Raw genomic sequence first — 17415 nt, forward strand, 5'->3', positions numbered from 1 at the left:
AAGATTCGTTACTTTACGTTCTGAAATGCTTTTTTATGCGTGTCTGTTCACACAATTAAGCAAGAGTAATGAGTAAAAATAAGCGATCCATTGAAATCGTTGGTGACTAATATTGACTCTATTTACGATTAATACGTGCAAATCGTTTGGTTGCCGCAATTTAGGGCTGCCAATATCAGCATCTGTAGATTACAGTTGGCCAGACTATAGATTGGGATATCCAGCATTGCACTGCCGGGCATGTGGAAGTTATCCCCCTCTGTTTGATGAGCAACAGTTTAATGATTGGCTGTCTGTTCACTTAACCACATACGCCTCTGAGAGAGGCTTGTTTTGTCCTGTATGTTATGGCACAAAAACTATTTATTATGGCCATAACCCGCAAGGAACACAGCGCATTCAGTGTCACACCTGCAAAAAAGTCTGGACACCCAAACAACAGTTACACAGAGAAATAGCGCAACCAGAAAGGATTGAATCAGTTCCTCTGATTGTTCCATTCCAGGGAACAAGTGCAGAACAGAAACTGTATGTCCTACTCAGTTTCGATGCTGTCCGCGGTAATATTCTGCATCTCTCCACTAATTTTACTCAGCATCATATTGGGGAAACTTTACGTTATCACTGGAGAGGAAAGATAGAGCCTGATTTGCATCATAGTGATATCGTAAAACGCGTTGATATGCGCGAGACGCAGTTTCTACGTCGGAGCCAGTTCGATGAAATTCAATATGGAAGCGCTCTTCTTAAACGTAACGCCAGAGGTGCGATTGTGCGTCCGGTTATTGCGGCTCACGGGCATTTTCGAGTACTTAATCTCCTTTTTCCTAAGGTCAAGGTGCATGTTATTTCACATGAAAGCTTTCTTCGAGGGGCGGTTATTACTGTTTGGGCAGACCTGTTCCGCCAACAGCAAGGCGAGCTTTGGTTTATAGAAGAGGAGATAAATGACAGTGATATTAATATCCCCTGGAATTTTCAGGGAACTACACAGCATGGCTGGTGGCAAAGTCAATGGCAGCTTTGGGTGCAGGAAAAAAATCGCAAGATGGTTTGCTCATTAACGGGCGGGGATAGAAATAAAGCTAAAACGCTCTCTTTAGCAGCAAGCAGGCACTACATCCACTGGCTGTATAAACAAACGGCTTTTACCCACAGTACCCAGTTATCTGCAGGGCGTGTAACGCAAATACTGCTTTCTCTGGCACAGGACTACAACTGTATGCTTGCCGCGGCTTCTGGCGATTTATATCCGACTAAATTTCCTCTGCCATGAAGTCATCGCTCCATTGAAGGCTTGATAGCGCAGATTTTCGCGTCGTCCAGGGATAAATGGTGGTCACTTCATTATTGAACCGAAATACATCAAAGTCAGACCAGTACAGAAAGCAAAAAGCCCACTTAAGTTTCCTTAAGCGGGCTTCTTTAATTTGGCTCCTCTGACTGGACTCGAACCAGTGACATACGGATTAACAGTCCGCCGTTCTACCGACTGAACTACAGAGGAATCGTTGTGGAAGCTTATGTTAGCGGCGAAATTTTTTTTGTCAAACCCCATTTCCCTGAATGATGCTCAGTTGATGCTTCTCTCGACAGTTTGTTGCATTTGCAGACATTTTAAATGGAAAAAACTTTGCAGCTTTCTTGATTCTCCCTCATCATTTGAAATGAGGTTTCAACTTTCTTCTTTAAGGTCCACTTTGAACGTCTCCGCAGCCTTACGCCAGGTCGTATCCCGCACGCCCTGGTATGCCAAACGCAAGAGTTATAAGGTTCTCTTCTGGCGCGAAATCACTCCGCTTGCCGTGCCTATTTTTCTGGAAAACACCTGCGTGCTATTGATGGGTGTCCTGAGTACTTTCCTGGTAAGCTGGTTGGGGAAAGAGGCGATGGCAGGTGTTGGACTCGCCGACAGTTTCAACATGGTCATCATGGCATTTTTCGCCGCCATCGATCTGGGTACCACGGTGGTTGTGGCTTTTAGCCTGGGAAAACGAGATCGTCGCCGGGCCAGAGCTGCTGCCAGGCAATCGCTGGTGATTATGACGATTTTTGCTACCGTGCTGGCAGCGGTCATTCACTATTTTGGTGAGCAGATTATTGACGTTGTCGCTGGTGAAGCAACGCCCGATGTAAAAGCTCTGGCACTCACCTACCTGGAGCTGACGGTGCTCAGCTACCCGGCGGCAGCCATTGCGTTAATTGGTAGTGGTGCCCTACGCGGCGCGGGTAATACCAAAATACCGCTGTTGATTAACGGTGGTATGAACATTCTGAATATTATTATCAGTAGCATCCTGATCTACGGCGTATTTTCCTGGCAAGGATTGGGATTCGTGGGGGCCGGACTCGGACTAACCATTTCACGCTACATAGGTGCGATCGCCATTATTTGGGTACTGATGATTGGTTTTAATCCGGCGTTACGTATCACTTTCAAAAGTTATTTTAAGCCACTCAACCTCGCCATTATCTGGGAGGTAATGGGGATCGGTATTCCAGCCAGCATTGAGTCAGTGCTGTTTAATGGCGGCAAACTGTTAACGCAGATGTTTGTCTCAGGTATGGGCACCAGCGTAATTGCCGGAAACTTCATTGCATTTTCTATCGCCGCGCTCATCAACCTACCGGGAAATGCTTTAGGCTCTGCGTCGACAATCATCACCGGCAGGCGTTTGGGAAATGGTCAAATTGCCCAGGCCGAAATCCAGTTACGGCATGTATTCTGGCTGTCGACCATCGGTTTAACTGCCATCGCCTGGCTGACAGCCCCTTTTGCCGGCGTTATGGCCTCGTTTTATACCCATGATCAGGACGTAAAAGAGGTCATAGTCATTCTGATTTGGCTCAACGCGGCATTTATGCCGATATGGGCGGCCTCCTGGGTATTACCGGCTGGTTTTAAAGGCGCACGCGATGCCCGCTTTGCGATGTGGGTATCTATGCTGGGGATGTGGGGCTGTCGCGTAGTGGCGGGTTACACCCTGGGAATTGTATTAGGATGGGGGGTAGTGGGCGTCTGGTTAGGGATGTTCTTCGACTGGGCCGTACGCGCCGCATTATTTTACTGGCGTATGGTGACAGGCCGCTGGCTATGGAAATACCCGCGTCCCGAACACGAAAAGTGCATAAAACAACCTGTTGCGCCTGAATAATCGGCGAAATGGGGAATATTTCGGCAAACGATTAAATTTATCGATTCAGGCTTTGACATCGCTGAGTGGTATCGCTAATATGCGCCTCGTTCACACGATTCCTCTGTAGTTCAGTCGGTAGAACGGCGGACTGTTAATCCGTATGTCACTGGTTCGAGTCCAGTCAGAGGAGCCAAATTCAGAAAAGCCTGCTTAGGAAACTAAGCAGGCTTTTTGCTTTTTTGCGTCTCTGGTGTTAACTCAGAATCGCATCCAGCCTTGCAAGCACCTCATTGACAACGGCGTCAGGTATGCGTTCCAGACACTTGCCGTTCCGGGCCGCCATATCTATAGTTCTGGGCTGGTCGCAGCCAATAACGCCCATTGTTTTTGTCCCCGCCCCTTCCAGTGAAACAGTGAAACCTGCCGTGCGAGCAAAGTTTCCGCCACTGGTGACGGGAACGACAATAGGTAGCCGGGTGAACTTATTAAATGATGCCTTCGATACGATAAGTACCGGACATTTTCCGCTTTGTTCATGTCCGGCTGTAGGATCCAGTGAGACAAGCCAGATTTCCCCTCTGTCCATTTACAGGACCTCTTTGCCCATCGCAGGCGCATCAATCCATATCCGATCCTCGTCGCTCATTTCGGCGTGCGGATCGCACTGTGCCAGCAGTTCCTCAAGCGAATAACGGGGCCGTTTCTGGGGTTCAATAATCAGGCAGCCATCATCAATGGTCATACCCACTTCGCTGTCCGTCGACTGCCCCAGCGTTTTCAGCACGGCGGGAGGGACCGCCAGTAAGACGGATCCGCCAACCTTTTTCAGACGAGTGGTATACATAGAGCACCTCCGGATATTATATTTTAATAAAACATCTGCGGCGAGCGATGCACAATTATTCATCAGATTCATTGTGATTTCCTGAGCGTAATAAAGCGTGAAAACTGTTTTTGCGGTTCAAAGGATTATGACAGATCTGATAAACGAAATACGGCGCACCTTCCATATCCGGACTGCACCGGAGGAGCATCAGCGATAGCATGAAGGCCAGATTTTTTCAGGCACGACGTCAAGCGCTTCGGCAATCAATCTCTCGCCTTTGGGCCAGTGGCGGATAAGCGCAATAATAACCGCAACGCCACAACATTACCTTGCTCTTCAAGGAAGACATTAATCCACTTTCATCTGTCTTTTGCGAAAGAAAACCAATGCTGGAACGGTATGAATGAGAAGCATACGAATAATATGATTCGCCATAACAAAGCTCGCATCCGCTTTTAACGCCAGCGCGGCAAATGACATCGACTCCACGCTGCCGGGAACCCAGGAGAGCATCAACACCGGGAAGGGATAATCCAGCAAGCGCGCCGAGATAAATGCCATGATTATCGTCACCCCCAGTCCAATCAGAACAAGCTGTACCGAAGACCAAAGATGACGACTAAATTCAGCCATCGAATAAGTCGTAAAATGATGCCCCAGCAAGATCCCCATCAGCACCATGCTAATCTGGTTAAAGAGATCGGGGAAAATTAGCGGTTGTGAGGATAAAGGGTGCAATGCCGCCGCGCAAACCAGCGAGGTTATCATAAAGGGTGCCGGGAAATGTAAGCGCTCCAGAAACTTCCCCGCAATATATCCTGCTAATACCATTCCGGTCAGCCAGAGCAGATTGTGCCCGGAGAAAAAAACGGCTGGAGTCGCTGCCAGAATATCTGCAGATGCCCCACGGGTAATATACCCGGCCAGAAACGTCAGGGTAATGAGACGCAGAGAATGCGAGATCACAATCTTTTGTGGCGGCGTCTTAATATGAGAGGCTAACGCCAGTACCGCCGCCATCGCTCCTGGCACTGCACCTAAAAGCGCCTCTTCTTTATTCCAGCCTAACCGCCGCACACACCAGAAGTAACTCAAGGTAAATTGTAAAGATAAGCAGAGTAATAACAAAGCAAACAAAAGGCTTATCTGTCGATGTTCGCCATATGAAAAATCTCTGAACATAATCCCTATCGAGATTCCGAGAGAAAGCTGGATAACCGTGATACTCCCCGGCATTGAGGATACGGAGAACCCAATACGTTTAAGCATAAGCACGGTAAAAAGGGCACCAAACATCATGCCCAGTGGAACGTTACAGAAAGTGAATCCCTGCCCGACGAGAAAACAGAGGATAGTACCTGCCAATACTCTCATCCAGTACCTCTCCAGGCCGGTTGTTCAGATAACAATAGTTTTCGCCGGCACCATCATGAATATATTCAGTGCACCGTATCTTTAACCCAATGCGTATTATCGATCACCCATTGCGTTAGCATCGCAAGATGTTCCTCAATTTCGCGACTGGACTCACCTTCAACAATAGCACTGACAATCTCACCATTCGTCAGTTTCATCACATCGTAATGACGTCCGACAACACCTGTAGCCCGATAATTGATCACAAAAGGTAACGGACATTTATCCGCAATAGCCTGTAAGGTTCCTTGAGAAGGCGGCACATTCAGTTGTCCAACCCGGATAACAGGTATTCTTTGCGCTAAATCCCGCGGATACGTTTCGTTCAGACAGGCCTTCAGCCATGTCATACGCGGATCGAGGCCAAACGCCGCACCTAATTCTTCATTAACGAAACATCCGCCTAACCGGCAGGCAAGCTCGCCGAAAATAATATTACCGCCCTGATCCACAAATACCTCAAGATGAAGTAAGGTGTTTTTCTCAATAGGAAAGACTTCTTTCGCAAGGTATTTTGTATAGTCAATCAACTTCTGGTGTAGTGGATTATCATCTTCCATGACCAGCCCTAAGGTTTGCCCTGATAGAAAATCAAGACAAGATACCGTGGCCCGAAAGGCGGAAATAAATATGGGTTTCCCGTGCAGATACAACGCGTTGATCTGATAAGCCTCACCTTCGATAAACTTCTCGATTAACAGATTATGGTATTCAGAGGATTTCATCTGCGCCAGATATTTAAATAACTGACCTTCATTTTTTAAAACCACCACTCCCAGAGATCCACGTCCATCATTTGGTTTTATCACGCAGGGATATCCTTGTTGCGCAATAAATGAGGCCATTGCCGTCGCATTTCCCACTCGAGCCATTGCTGGAATCGGTAACTGATATTGCTGCACACGGGATTTCATCAGAAACTTATCGCGAAACAGGATCGCCGCATTCTCACGCCCCTGCGTTAAACCTAAACGATCGCTGATCCTTGCCGCTCTGAGCACATCAATTTCAGCCAGGAAGTAAATACCGCTGGCGTTGTTCGAACGTGCATAATGATAAATATCCAGTTCTACCAGGGGATTATCGTTAAAGTTTTCATAAAACAGAAAGGTAAAATCATTCCCCATATGATGCAAAATCGCCGCTTTTTGACTGGCGCAGGTGGCTATCACTAACGGCGTTGATTGCTGGAGTTCATGCCAGGCGTTCGGCGAGTGTTGTAAAAGAATTTTGGGTGGGCACAGTAAGATGTTCATTATTTTTCACTCTCGATATCAAACGTAATGACAAACACATCCCGAAATCCTTTCCCGGGCAACAGCGGTACGATAGGTGCGGTATAATGCAGATAATTAACATCATTGAAAATGATCGCCTCCCCCGCCAGAATTTTGAAGGTTGTTGCGTCATTTCCGCCGTCGTGATGAGGGATTAACGTAGTATCGCCACCGGCGATATTTTCCATTTCGCTGCAATAGACGGCAATGAACTTAAAGCCATCCTGATGTATACCTTCCGGAGCAGGATAGCCCGGTTGTCGATCATGTGTTGTAATTCTTATTTGATGAATACCAACGTTATAATTATCCTTCGGTAGCAATGGCAGTAATTTGCTAAATACCAGATTCATAACTTCTTCGGCAACATCCTGTTTTATTTCTGGATACTTTCTGCTGATACCACCTGAATACGTATTAACTTTTTCAGACTGAAAGAAAACTCCGGCCTCACACAAACTAAAATATTTTTCACACCCTGCTTTTGCCTGAAGATAACTTCGAAAACGAAATTTTCCATCTTCAGCTTTAAGCCAGGGATCAGGTAGCAACTCATCAAAGCTTTTTTTAACATTAATCGAGGTATTACCCAAACGTATATGATGATAAGCATGCATATATGACATCCTCAGAAAAGAGACAATAATGTATGTTGGTTATTTTTCTCAACTTATGACACCGGCAAGGGCCAATATCATTACCTGCATCTTGGGCAAAATACGATGACTGCGGATATCAGGCGAGGAACGCACGTTCCCCCGCCATCACCTTCACTATTACTGGCTTTTTTTACGCAACTCGGTCACCGGTACGCCGCCAATCCCCCAGTTATCGGTATCGACTTCGTCAATAACCACAATGGTTGTAGCAGGGTTTTTATTAAGCACATCCACCAGTAGCTGAGTCGCACCTTCCATCAGCTGTTTCTTTTGTTTATCGGTCACACCTTCTTTAGTGATCTTAATATTTACGTAGGGCATAACAACTCCTGTAAACTAAATGATTGTGGATAATGCGCCGAGGTAGCTAAGCGCAAACAGGTTAAACAGCAGAACATAACCATAATGCATCTGGAAACTGGTTCTGCCGGGAGAAACATTAAGGCTGTTGGCAGCAAAAATTGCGTTTATCGATACCGGAGATAGCAGTTGCGTAGCAATAAAAAGGCAAATCCAAATCTGATAATCCACCACGCTGCCGGAAAGATAGTCGGAAAAAATCGACCACGACACGCTAAATATAATTAGGGGATGAATACCGAGGATACCAGGCAAGGGCAGAACAAATAAAATAATGGCATAGCACTGAAAAGTTGTAAGACCGCTAACAAACGCTGTAATGCCTTGCGGGATGTTTGCAAACAACATCATACATACCGATGTTAACAGGCTACATGCCAGGAGTAATACCACTTCGCCGGAGATCCCCTGAGCAGATTCAGACAGTTGTTGTGCCCACTGCATTTTGCGATTCGCAAAATGGCTGACGATAAAAAGAACAACCGCCGTGAAGGTGATGCTCTGCAAAGGATTCAACCCCAGCACGCTCAACGATAGAATAAAGCTTCCCCAAAACAAGCCAATAAAAGCAAGAATCGAGGTCATATTGCCGCGGTCAGAAACCGTATGACTATCTTCGGCAACCAGTTGGACACGCGATTTCTGGTTTAACAGGATACTGAATAAAAACAGGGGAATGCCGACCAGCATCGCCGGAACATGAGGGATATCCGGCATAGCTGCCCATACCGCCGCCGCACCAATAGTCGTCGGCATTAAAACCATCGTGATACATACCGTACGAGTGACAATCTTCGCCAGGTTAAACTTCGGTTGAACCACTTTTTTCAGGCTATCAAGCAGGAGTGGAATGGCCCCAAGGCTCATTGGCCAGGTTAAAAAAGCGGTCAGCAACGTAATGGACAATGTGACTCGAGACGGTTTTTTCTGCAGTAAATATGCCCCCAGCGCAGCGTTAAAATTTATCGCGTTCATCACCTGCTGGAGTAATGCAATCCCCACCAGCAAGAGCATGACGTCTGAATATCGTACAAATACAGCGAGGAGGTTAAGTTCCCCACTCTTGTTTGCTGTCAGTAGAAAAATCATCGAAGCGAGAAAAATGAGGATCCCACTTCTTGCCGATGATTTTTTCCACCAGAATGAAAAAGTTGACAGGATATACAATATTGACGCAACGAGTGCAAAAGCAGACATCACGGGATATTTACCGGCGAGCACACAGGATGCAAGGAAAACACCCAATGAGATCACAATCATTGAGGATTGCAGATTTTGCCAGAGATTACCGTGCGTCTGGATTTGCTCAGTCTGCATTAATGACAACCTCATGCTGAACATTGCGATGGTGCAATTGTTGATAAATATCGGTTACACAGCGCCCGGCATCGACCAGGAACCTCGAATTGACAAGGGATCGGGGCAATACGTAAGTGTAAAAATTAGCCCCTTCCGCTGGATTACCTAACACCCAAATCGATTCTTGCGTTTCCCCAAGGCAGTTAATCGGATGCTGATTGATATCAATATCCAGCCCGCCTGGATGATAACCATCGTTCATAAAGGGACGCACAATGCCGTTTTTAGTATTCTCTCCTACGCCCAATTCAAATATTCCCCCAATAAGCGACGAGGCAAGTAATCATTTGCATCAATAGCTAAACCTGTTTCGCTTTTTATATAGCGATCACCCACTTTGCGATAACCCTGATTGTTAGCCCATTGATGAAAACATGGGCCCGGGCGAAAAGGGCCGGCATTTTTTACGGTCGCATCGCCAAACAATGTTATTTGACAGGCAACAGTATTAACTAATAAATGATCGGGCTGAGACAAACTATGCGCTCCCACACCCATAGCATTTTTATCAATAATAATGATCTGCATATGTTCATTAATCGCAGACTCTGTATGCAGGGCACAAATCCTTTCCAGAATACTTAAACCACGCGGTCCCATACCCAGTATAGCCACTGTCATTTTTTCATTCTTTGCTCCAACTGTCTGAATATTTAACTTTACTGTATTGTAAATAGCTAATCCCTGCTGCGATAAATAACGAGACTGCGCCCAATAATATGGAATAGGTCATTCCATTTTTATTGCTCTGGAAGGCACTGACAATTAATGGACCGACGATCTGCCCAACCCCATAAGTCAGCGTAACGAGGCCAAGAAGGTTAATATTTTTTGGTGCCCTTATTTTTCTTGCCAGCGGCATGACCAAAGAACTGGTCCCCATGAATGTGCCGCCAAAACCAATACAGCTAATGGTTAGTAGCAGTGGTGAGTTAATAAATATGGCCATGACTACGCAACTCGCCTGAACAATTAAGTTAACACTTAGGCAGGATAATATATTCCACTTGCGCGCGGCCCATAACCAGCCATAGCATCCAGGAATAACGGCAAGACCGACAATGGACCAGATATGGTCGGCTAAAAAGGTGTTGCCAACCCCCCGGGCCATTAACGGTAAATATGTAGCGACAATGATATAACCGAATCCGGCCAGACCATACAGTAAGGCTAAATTCCACCACTGGATTTCAGGTTCCGCACTTACGACTGCTTTTACCGCGGGGATCATATGCTTATCTTTCGGCAATAAAATTACCAGGATGACGAAAAATATCGTTGAAAGTATGGAAGCGCCAATCCACAACAAGCGTGAATCTAACGCGTAAGACACGCCAGCAATGACATATTCATTACCGATAAAAATGCCTATTCCTACGCCTGAAAACAGTGAGGCGATAACAAAAGGATTATGGGTATGCTGGAGCACCAGCATTGAACCAAATATCATCATTCCCGCGCTTGCCACACCCGCAAGGAATCTGATTAACAGAATAATTTCAGGCTGAGTCACTTGTGCCATCAAAAAAATCAGCAGGCCTGTGAGTAACGCTGAAGCCAGTAACAGCATTCTTAACTTATTGACTGCGTTAAAAATACCAAAGGAGAAAAGGAGACTGCCGACGAGGTAACCTGCATAGTTGGCGCTGGCAATTAAGGATAATTGCGAAAAGGTAAAAAGCCCTTCATGAAGCATAACGGGAAGCATAGGGGTATATAAAAAACGCCCAATTCCCATTCCTAAGGTCAAGACGATCATACCAAATACAGCAGTACTCAACTGACGATGGCCAACAGCACTGTGATCGAGATCCATTTTTTGGCCTCAAAAGACGAATTAAGTTTGATTGTTATATTACACAGGGAAATGATAATAAAAAGTTAATAAAAATGACGAAAACATTCACTTTAGGTAATGCCTTCTATGAACAGTACCTCGCTTAATTTGTTTAAAACGGTTGCGGAAACGGGTTCCATATCCGCTGCTGCACGTAGTCTGCACTGCGTTTCATCGAATGTCACAACCCGTCTCAAACAGCTGGAAGCCAGCCTTGACGTATCTCTGTTTGTCCGTGAGAAAAATCGTCTCTACATCACCCCTGAAGGCGAGCTTCTTCTTCGCTATGCCAACAAAATTCTGGCTCTGTTACACGAAGCGGAATTGTCCATGCATGGAACAAAAGTGGCGGGGCCGTTACGCATCGGCGCAATGGAAACGACCGCAGCGGTACGTCTGCCTTCGATACTGGCGAATTTCCACCGCGAAATGCCTTCCGTTGAGCTAAACCTGAAAACCTCCCCCACGGAGGTACTGGTGCAGCACATCCTGAACAATGAACTGGAAATCGCTTTCGTTGCCGATCATCAGGGACTGCACACGGAAAATTCGCCTCTGCAATCGCACATTTTATGTCAGGAAACGCTGGTACTGGTGACGGCGGCAGAACACCGGGATGTCATTACCGGCGCGGATCTCAAGGTGTCAAGACCGCTGGTCTTTGTTAAGGGGTGTAACTATCGCTCCCGTCTGGGACAATGGCTGCGGCTGCAGGGAGTCGATTATGCCGATCCCCTGGAGTTCGGCTCTTTTCAGGCGATCCTTGGCTGCGTGAGTGCCGGAATGGGGATTGCCCTGTTGCCAGAGAGCGTAGTCAGACAGTATGAACATAATTTCCCTATCCGTAGCCATGCGATTACGCCACAAATAGGTAACGTGAATACTATGATGATATGGCTTAAAAACCGAGAAGTCAGCCGGGTGCTTAATCGCTTTGTCTCATTTATTACCGGGGCTTAATTTTTCGCTACAGACACCGGCGCAATGCAGGCCGCAGAGTCAGTGGAAGACTGGCGCACTCAAAAGAGCGCCAGTGGCAACGTAATTGATATTGAAAAGCCCGCTTTATATCTGATAGTCAATCATCATTTCATCCGGCTCCATTGCCTGGCGCTTAATTTCATCCACGGATAATCCTGCGTTGCATAGCTCGATGAATCGCCAGACATAGTTGCGCTGTAGTTGTCCTCGTTTCAACCCCAGCCAGACGGTGTTTGCATCAAATAAATGCCGGGTATCCAGACGGGTCAAACTGCCCTCCTCCTGCTCGCCACTGGATTGCTCTGCCACCAGCCCAATACCCAGTCCCAACGCCACATAAGTTTTAATCACATCCGAATCCTGGGCGCTGAGTATGATATCCGGCACTAACCCTTTTCGGGCAAACGCTTCATCAATACGCGAACGCCCCGTAATCCCCTGGCGATAAGTAATTAACGGCCAATGGGCGATGGATTCCAGCGTTAAAGGTGATGTCTTGACGATTGGATGGTCGTGCGGAACGAGCAGACTGTGGTGCCAACGAAACCAGGGAAAAGCCACCAGCAGTGGATCGCTACTCAGACGTTCACTGGCAATCCCAATATCTGCTCCGCCATTTTGCAACAACGCTTCGATCTCCTGTGGCGTGCCCTGAATCAGTTCCAGACGCACTTCCGGGAAAAGCTCACGAAATGCTTTAATCACTGCAGGCAGGCTATAGCGCGCCTGGGTATGCGTGGTGGCTATCGTCAGAACACCTGAGGTGTCATTGGTAAACAGATCCGCCAGACGGCGGACGTTGCTGGCCTCATTCAGAATACGTTCGGCAATGCCCAGTAAGGCTTTACCCGGTTCGGTCATGCCCAGCAGGCGTTTCCCGCGACGAATAAATATTTCGATGCCAAGTTCATCTTCAAGTTCACGAATATGTCGGCTGACGCCCGACTGCGAGGTATACAATATATTCGCGACTTCCGTCAGGTTGTAATCCTGACGGGCCGCCTCGCGGATTATTTTAAGTTGCTGGAAATTCACTTTACACTCCGGGCACATCAGACATTACGCTATTGTTAAAGTCTGATGCCCGGCATAACAAATAATAAAAACCTGCATCTTATTCCTCTTGGGAATAAGGTTTAGCTCACCAGTTGCAACTCACGGTTTTCCAGCATTGGTCGGCTAACCAGCGACAACAGGATCTCCTTGACTGCCTGCGCTTGTGGCGACAAGCTCCCCATGGCCGACACATTCAACGAGAGCGGCAGATTCATTGATGGAGCAGTAATCCGCGCCATCCAGCCATTTGCTGCATTGCACAGTGCGCGGGCTGCCGATTCGGGTAACACAGTGACGCCCATACCGCTGGCAATGGCAGCCGTTAAGGTCGAGATAGACTCGATTTCGCCAATGACTTTGGCCGTTAAGCGACGTAGCGAAAAAGCCTCATCCACCCGCAAACGCACCGCACTGTAATCCCGCGGCAAAAACAGATTCATCTGCGCCACTGCGGCTAAATCGACGCTTTGGCCTGGACAATCACGCGTCCCCACAAGGAAAAGATCCTCTTTCAGCAACGGCTGACAACTGATGCCCGCCACGGGCGAGCGCTCATAGAGCACTGCCATGTCTAATTGTCCGCTGAGAAGCTTGTCATTTAGCACTGCCCCACTGTTTTCATGCAAATAGACCAGTACATCAGGCAGTTCGGCACGTACTGTTTGTAACAGTGGCATAGTGATGGATGATGCTGCCGTACCCGGTGCCAGGCCAATAGAAACCTGACCACTCAGAGTCTGGCCAACATTATTGACTGCAAGTTGCGCCTGTTCACACTGACGTAAAATCGTTCGAGCGTGGGTATACAGCACTTTCCCCGCTTCCGTGGGCGTGACGCCGCGTTTGGTACGAATCAGCAATTGCTGATCCAGTTCGCCTTCCAGCGTGGCGACCTGCTGGCTCAGCGCGGGTTGCGCGATGTGCAACACTTCCGCTGCCTGGGTCAGGCTACCAATATCGACGATTTTTACGAAATATTTCAGTCGTCTGAAGTTCATTTTGCCTCCTGTCGGAATACCAGAACCCGTGCTGGCAGTCATGTGATTCAGGATTGCAAGATACTTGCCAGTTTCGTCTGAAGCTGCATTTTACGCTGACGCCGCGTCAGGTAAGGAGCAAAGTGAAGAACGACATTTTTTGTACGCTTATACAGATAACTGTGGCTGCCCTGGAAAAGGTAGAAGCGCACCAGAATGGGGCAAAAGCATAAAAAGACGGAAAGTTCGCCGCTTTGCTGATTTTGTCAGCAAACGAACGCACAATTGCATTTCGTCCTTTGACAACCCTCATCACCCTCGCTAATATGCGCCTCGTTCACACGATTCCTCTGTAGTTCAGTCGGTAGAACGGCGGACTGTTAATCCGTATGTCACTGGTTCGAGTCCAGTCAGAGGAGCCAAATTCAGAAAAGCCTGCTTTCGAGCAGGCTTTTTGCTTTTCAATTTTCTCATTCGTCTAATTATTCATGTTGCCCTCTGCGAGGGATATAATCGTTTCCTCTTCATGCCTGTCGCGGTAATCTCATAACGGCCGGTAATCTATCGGCTGCAATGTGTGTAACCCAACTCAAATACTAATAACTAGAATACAGTACAGACAGGATAACTATGGATTCCACCCTCACCTCCACGGGTTCCCAACAGGACACCTCTTCGCTCAACCGTGCCCGACGCGCTGCGCTTGGTAGCTTCGCGGGCGCCGTGGTCGACTGGTATGATTTTCTGCTCTATGGCATCACCGCTGCGTTAGTCTTTAACCGCGAGTTCTTTCCACAGGTCAGTCCGGCGATGGGCACACTTGCCGCCTTCGCTACCTTTGGCGTCGGATTTCTGTTCCGCCCGCTAGGCGGGGTCATCTTCGGCCACTTCGGCGATCGTCTTGGGCGTAAACGTATGCTGATGCTCACCGTCTGGATGATGGGGATCGCCACGGCGCTGATTGGCATTATTCCTTCCTTTGACACCATTGGCTGGTGGGCCCCTGTTCTACTGGTGACGCTGCGCGCTATTCAGGGCTTCGCCGTGGGTGGTGAATGGGGCGGAGCCGCGTTGCTCTCCGTCGAAAGTGCGCCGAAAAATAAAAAAGCCTTTTATAGCAGCGGTGTACAGGTCGGGTACGGCGTCGGTCTGCTGCTTTCTACCGGCCTGGTCTCGCTGATTAGCTCTCAAACCACCGATGAGCAGTTCCTCAGTTGGGGCTGGCGTATTCCGTTCTTGTTCAGCATTGTGCTGGTATTAGGCGCGTTGTGGATGCGTAACAGAATGGATGAATCGGCCGAGTTCGAACAGCAGCAACAGGCGCCGCAACCGGAGAAAAAGCGGCTTCCGGTCATCGAGGCTTTAATCCGCCATCCGGGCGCGTTCTTAAAAATTATCGCCCTGCGCCTGTGTGAACTGCTGACGATGTATATCGTCACCGCATTTGCTCTTAACTACTCGACGCAAAACCTGGGCCTGCCGCGCGAGCTGTTTCTGAATATCGGATTGCTGGTCGGCGGGCTGAGCTGTCTGACCATCCCCTGTTTTGCGTGGCTTGCCGACCGCTTTGGTCGTCGTCGCGTCTACATTACCGGGGCACTGGTCGGTACGCTGAGCGCCTTCCCGTTCTTTATGGCACTGGAAGCACAGTCTATTTTCTGGATCGTGTTCTTCGCGATTATGTTAGCCAACATCGCGCACGATATGGTGGTGTGCGTACAGCAGCCTATGTTTACCGGTCTGTTTGGCGCAAGTTATCGCTACAGCGGCGCAGGCGTTGGTTATCAGGTGGCCAGCGTGGTTGGCGGCGGTTTTACCCCCTTTATTGCGGCGGCACTGGTGACATTCTCAGGTGGAGACTGGCACAGCGTAGCTATTTATCTGATGGCGGGTTGTCTTATCTCCGCCACTACCGCGCTGTTAATGCGAGATAAGCAGCACGGTTAAACCCCCGGTGCGAGGGTCGTCCGGTCTTCGCACAATCTTCCTTATCGTCTGACTTTTGTTTCACATTCCTGTGACATACTATCGGAAGAGCGGTATATCTGTGGAACAAGGAGACAGACATGAACAATAAGGGCGCCAGCCTGACCCCGGCTCAGGCACTGGATAAACTGGACGCGCTGTACGAACAGTCGGTTAAATCACTGCGTAGCGCCATTGGTAAGTATATTGAAACAGGGACGCTCCCTGACGTAATCGCCCGCCATAACGGTCTTTTTGTTTACCCATCACTTCGTGTCACCTGGGATGGCAGCGCCACCAATCCTCCGAAAACCCGCGCCTATGGCCGTTTTACCCATGCGGGTTGCTATACCACCACCATTACCCGTCCGTCGCTCTTTCGTCCTTATCTTGAAGAACAGCTTACGCTGCTGTATCAGGATTATGATGCGCATATCTCTGTTGAGCCATCGCAGCATGAAATCCCCTATCCCTATGTGATTGACGGTTCAGAACTGACGCTGGATCGCTCGATGAGCGCCGGATTAACGCGTCATTTCCCCACCACTGAATTGTCGCAGATTGGTGACGAAACGGCGGACGGGATTTTTCATCCGGCGGAATTTTCTCCGCTGTCTCACTTCGATGCCCGACGCGTGGATTTTTCGCTGGCGCGACTACGTCATTACACGGGCACGCCGGTTGAACATTTCCAGCCCTTTGTGCTGTTCACCAACTACACCCGCTATGTCGATGAGTTCGTACGCTGGGGCTGCAGCCAGATCCTCGACCCGGACAGCCCGTACATCGCGCTGTCATGCGCGGGCGGGATCTGGATCACCGCCGAAACCGAAGCGCCAGAAGAAGCCATCTCTGACCTCGCCTGGAAGAAGCACCAGATGCCCGCCTGGCATTTAATTACCGCTGATGGTCAGGGGATCACGCTGGTAAACATCGGCGTCGGCCCGTCTAACGCCAAAACTATTTGCGATCATCTCGCCGTATTGCGCCCTGATGTCTGGCTGATGATTGGGCACTGTGGCGGCCTGCGTGAAAGTCAGGCAATTGGCGATTATGTTCTGGCCCACGCTTATTTGCGTGATGACCACGTACTGGATGCCGTTCTCCCACCGGACATCCCGATTCCAAGCATCGCTGAAGTGCAACGCGCGCTGTATGACGCGACCAAAGAGGTCAGCGGCATGCCCGGCGAAGAGGTCAAACAGCGCCTGCGTACCGGTACCGTTGTCACCACCGACGATCGCAACTGGGAATTACGTTACTCCGCCTCTGCGCTGCGCTTTAACCTCAGCCGCGCGGTAGCTATCGATATGGAAAGCGCCACCATCGCCGCCCAGGGCTACCGCTTCCGCGTTCCCTACGGCACATTGCTTTGCGTTTCCGACAAACCCTTGCACGGCGAGATCAAACTGCCTGGTCAGGCCAACCGTTTTTATGAAGGCGCCATTTCCGAGCATCTGCAAATAGGTATCCGGGCTATCGATCGTCTTCGTGCCGAAGGCGACCGACTGCACTCCCGTAAATTACGCACATTCAACGAACCGCCGTTCCGTTAAGGCCTGAAG

Annotated in this window: 17 protein-coding genes, 3 tRNA genes and 1 pseudogene; 7 read left to right on the plus strand and 14 right to left on the minus strand. The window is 48.7% G+C overall.

All coding sequences use genetic code 11. The annotated features are described in order from the left end of the window. The first annotated feature begins 109 nt into the window (after positions 1-109). The gene (locus FDW96_RS10280; protein WP_137365636.1) at positions 110-1276 is read left to right on the plus strand and encodes a cytoplasmic protein; all 1167 of its coding nucleotides are present in this window, start codon (positions 110-112) and stop codon (positions 1274-1276) included. A gap of 155 nt (positions 1277-1431) precedes the next feature. On the opposite strand, the gene FDW96_RS10285 is transcribed toward FDW96_RS10280, so the two are convergent. Continuing rightward, a tRNA-Asn gene (locus tag FDW96_RS10285) sits at positions 1432-1507 on the minus strand. Between the two features lie 160 nt (positions 1508-1667). On the opposite strand from FDW96_RS10285, the gene FDW96_RS10290 reads away from it, so the two are divergent. Both FDW96_RS10290 and FDW96_RS10295 read left to right on the plus strand, forming a co-directional pair. Continuing rightward, positions 1668-3155 (plus strand): EmmdR/YeeO family multidrug/toxin efflux MATE transporter, encoded by a 1488-nt coding sequence (locus FDW96_RS10290; RefSeq protein WP_305764171.1) that lies wholly within the window; start codon positions 1668-1670, stop codon positions 3153-3155. A gap of 99 nt (positions 3156-3254) precedes the next feature. Then, positions 3255-3330, plus strand: a tRNA-Asn gene (locus FDW96_RS10295). Positions 3331-3390: 60 nt separating this feature from the next. Here FDW96_RS10295 and FDW96_RS10300 read toward each other — a convergent pair. The 11 genes and pseudogenes from FDW96_RS10300 to FDW96_RS10355 all read right to left on the minus strand — a co-directional run bounded on the left by FDW96_RS10300 (position 3391) and on the right by FDW96_RS10355 (position 10850). After that, positions 3391-3723, minus strand: coding sequence for a type II toxin-antitoxin system PemK/MazF family toxin (locus FDW96_RS10300; protein WP_137365638.1), 333 nt, complete (start codon positions 3721-3723; stop codon positions 3391-3393). Then, positions 3724-3981 (minus strand): antitoxin, encoded by a 258-nt coding sequence (locus FDW96_RS10305; protein ID WP_137365639.1) that lies wholly within the window; start codon positions 3979-3981, stop codon positions 3724-3726. 189 nt (positions 3982-4170) lie between these two features. Beyond that, a pseudogene (locus tag FDW96_RS10315) lies at positions 4171-4263 on the minus strand (helix-turn-helix domain-containing protein); the annotation flags it as partial. Positions 4264-4311: 48 nt separating this feature from the next. Further along, positions 4312-5337 (minus strand): AbrB family transcriptional regulator, encoded by a 1026-nt coding sequence (locus FDW96_RS10320; RefSeq protein ID WP_137365640.1) that lies wholly within the window; start codon positions 5335-5337, stop codon positions 4312-4314. A 65-nt stretch (positions 5338-5402) separates the two neighbouring features. Continuing rightward, the gene (locus tag FDW96_RS10325) at positions 5403-6551 is read right to left on the minus strand and encodes an acetyl-CoA carboxylase biotin carboxylase subunit family protein (RefSeq protein WP_252362860.1); all 1149 of its coding nucleotides are present in this window, start codon (positions 6549-6551) and stop codon (positions 5403-5405) included. 83 nt (positions 6552-6634) lie between these two features. Next, positions 6635-7273 carry a 2OG-Fe dioxygenase family protein gene (locus FDW96_RS10330; RefSeq protein ID WP_137365642.1) on the minus strand — a complete coding sequence of 213 codons (639 nt, stop codon included), beginning with the start codon at positions 7271-7273 and terminating at the stop codon, positions 6635-6637. Positions 7274-7432: 159 nt separating this feature from the next. After that, entirely contained in the window at positions 7433-7636 is a 204-nt protein-coding gene (locus FDW96_RS10335) for a 2-hydroxymuconate tautomerase family protein (RefSeq protein WP_038639801.1), read from the minus strand. A 15-nt stretch (positions 7637-7651) separates the two neighbouring features. Next, complete coding sequence (locus tag FDW96_RS10340) at positions 7652-8992, minus strand: hypothetical protein (protein WP_137365643.1); 1341 nt, start codon at positions 8990-8992, stop codon at positions 7652-7654. After that, a complete protein-coding gene (locus tag FDW96_RS10345; RefSeq protein WP_137365644.1) occupies positions 8982-9281 on the minus strand; it encodes a hypothetical protein in 300 nt (99 codons plus the stop codon). The genes FDW96_RS10340 and FDW96_RS10345 overlap by 11 nt, the downstream gene beginning before the upstream one ends. After that, the gene (locus tag FDW96_RS10350; RefSeq protein WP_137365645.1) at positions 9272-9655 is read right to left on the minus strand and encodes an FAD/NAD(P)-binding protein; all 384 of its coding nucleotides are present in this window, start codon (positions 9653-9655) and stop codon (positions 9272-9274) included. Before FDW96_RS10350 ends, FDW96_RS10345 begins: the two co-directional genes overlap by 10 nt. Before the next feature lie 4 nt (positions 9656-9659). Then, positions 9660-10850 carry an MFS transporter gene (locus FDW96_RS10355; protein WP_137365646.1) on the minus strand — a complete coding sequence of 397 codons (1191 nt, stop codon included), beginning with the start codon at positions 10848-10850 and terminating at the stop codon, positions 9660-9662. Between the two features lie 108 nt (positions 10851-10958). On the opposite strand from FDW96_RS10355, the gene FDW96_RS10360 reads away from it, so the two are divergent. Then, entirely contained in the window at positions 10959-11831 is an 873-nt protein-coding gene (locus tag FDW96_RS10360) for a LysR family transcriptional regulator (protein ID WP_042309157.1), read from the plus strand. A gap of 105 nt (positions 11832-11936) precedes the next feature. On the opposite strand, the gene cbl is transcribed toward FDW96_RS10360, so the two are convergent. Both cbl and nac read right to left on the minus strand, forming a co-directional pair. Continuing rightward, positions 11937-12887, minus strand: coding sequence for an HTH-type transcriptional regulator Cbl (gene cbl, locus FDW96_RS10365; protein WP_042309158.1), 951 nt, complete (start codon positions 12885-12887; stop codon positions 11937-11939). Between the two features lie 101 nt (positions 12888-12988). Beyond that, positions 12989-13906, minus strand: coding sequence for a nitrogen assimilation transcriptional regulator NAC (nac, locus tag FDW96_RS10370; RefSeq protein WP_042309161.1), 918 nt, complete (start codon positions 13904-13906; stop codon positions 12989-12991). A gap of 325 nt (positions 13907-14231) precedes the next feature. Between nac and FDW96_RS10375 the strand changes: the two genes are divergently transcribed. From FDW96_RS10375 to FDW96_RS10385, 3 genes are all read left to right on the plus strand, one after another. Then, a tRNA-Asn gene (locus tag FDW96_RS10375) sits at positions 14232-14307 on the plus strand. 208 nt (positions 14308-14515) lie between these two features. After that, positions 14516-15832, plus strand: coding sequence for a shikimate transporter (gene shiA / locus FDW96_RS10380; protein WP_042309164.1), 1317 nt, complete (start codon positions 14516-14518; stop codon positions 15830-15832). Between the two features lie 119 nt (positions 15833-15951). Beyond that, a complete protein-coding gene (locus FDW96_RS10385) occupies positions 15952-17406 on the plus strand; it encodes an AMP nucleosidase (protein WP_042309167.1) in 1455 nt (484 codons plus the stop codon). Positions 17407-17415 lie beyond the last annotated feature (9 nt).

The organism is Citrobacter sp. TBCS-15, from assembly GCF_005280815.1.
GTDB lineage: Bacteria > Pseudomonadota > Gammaproteobacteria > Enterobacterales > Enterobacteriaceae > Citrobacter > Citrobacter werkmanii.

Excerpts from the sequence above, each read along its gene's own strand:
- nac (WP_042309161.1), bottom strand. The coding sequence starts at position 13,906 with ATGAACTTCAGACGACTGAAATATTTCGTAAAAATCGTCGATATTGGT.
- FDW96_RS10335 (WP_038639801.1), bottom strand. The coding sequence starts at position 7,636 with ATGCCCTACGTAAATATTAAGATCACTAAAGAAGGTGTGACCGATAAA.
- FDW96_RS10290 (WP_305764171.1), top strand. The coding sequence starts at position 1,668 with ATGAGGTTTCAACTTTCTTCTTTAAGGTCCACTTTGAACGTCTCCGCA.
- FDW96_RS10340 (WP_137365643.1), bottom strand. The coding sequence starts at position 8,992 with ATGCAGACTGAGCAAATCCAGACGCACGGTAATCTCTGGCAAAATCTG.
- FDW96_RS10350 (WP_137365645.1), bottom strand. The coding sequence starts at position 9,655 with ATGACAGTGGCTATACTGGGTATGGGACCGCGTGGTTTAAGTATTCTG.
- FDW96_RS10385 (WP_042309167.1), top strand. The coding sequence starts at position 15,952 with ATGAACAATAAGGGCGCCAGCCTGACCCCGGCTCAGGCACTGGATAAA.
- FDW96_RS10300 (WP_137365638.1), bottom strand. The coding sequence starts at position 3,723 with ATGGACAGAGGGGAAATCTGGCTTGTCTCACTGGATCCTACAGCCGGA.
- FDW96_RS10360 (WP_042309157.1), top strand. The coding sequence starts at position 10,959 with ATGAACAGTACCTCGCTTAATTTGTTTAAAACGGTTGCGGAAACGGGT.
- shiA (WP_042309164.1), top strand. The coding sequence starts at position 14,516 with ATGGATTCCACCCTCACCTCCACGGGTTCCCAACAGGACACCTCTTCG.
- FDW96_RS10320 (WP_137365640.1), bottom strand. The coding sequence starts at position 5,337 with ATGAGAGTATTGGCAGGTACTATCCTCTGTTTTCTCGTCGGGCAGGGA.
- FDW96_RS10330 (WP_137365642.1), bottom strand. The coding sequence starts at position 7,273 with ATGCATGCTTATCATCATATACGTTTGGGTAATACCTCGATTAATGTT.
- FDW96_RS10355 (WP_137365646.1), bottom strand. The coding sequence starts at position 10,850 with ATGGATCTCGATCACAGTGCTGTTGGCCATCGTCAGTTGAGTACTGCT.
- FDW96_RS10305 (WP_137365639.1), bottom strand. The coding sequence starts at position 3,981 with ATGTATACCACTCGTCTGAAAAAGGTTGGCGGATCCGTCTTACTGGCG.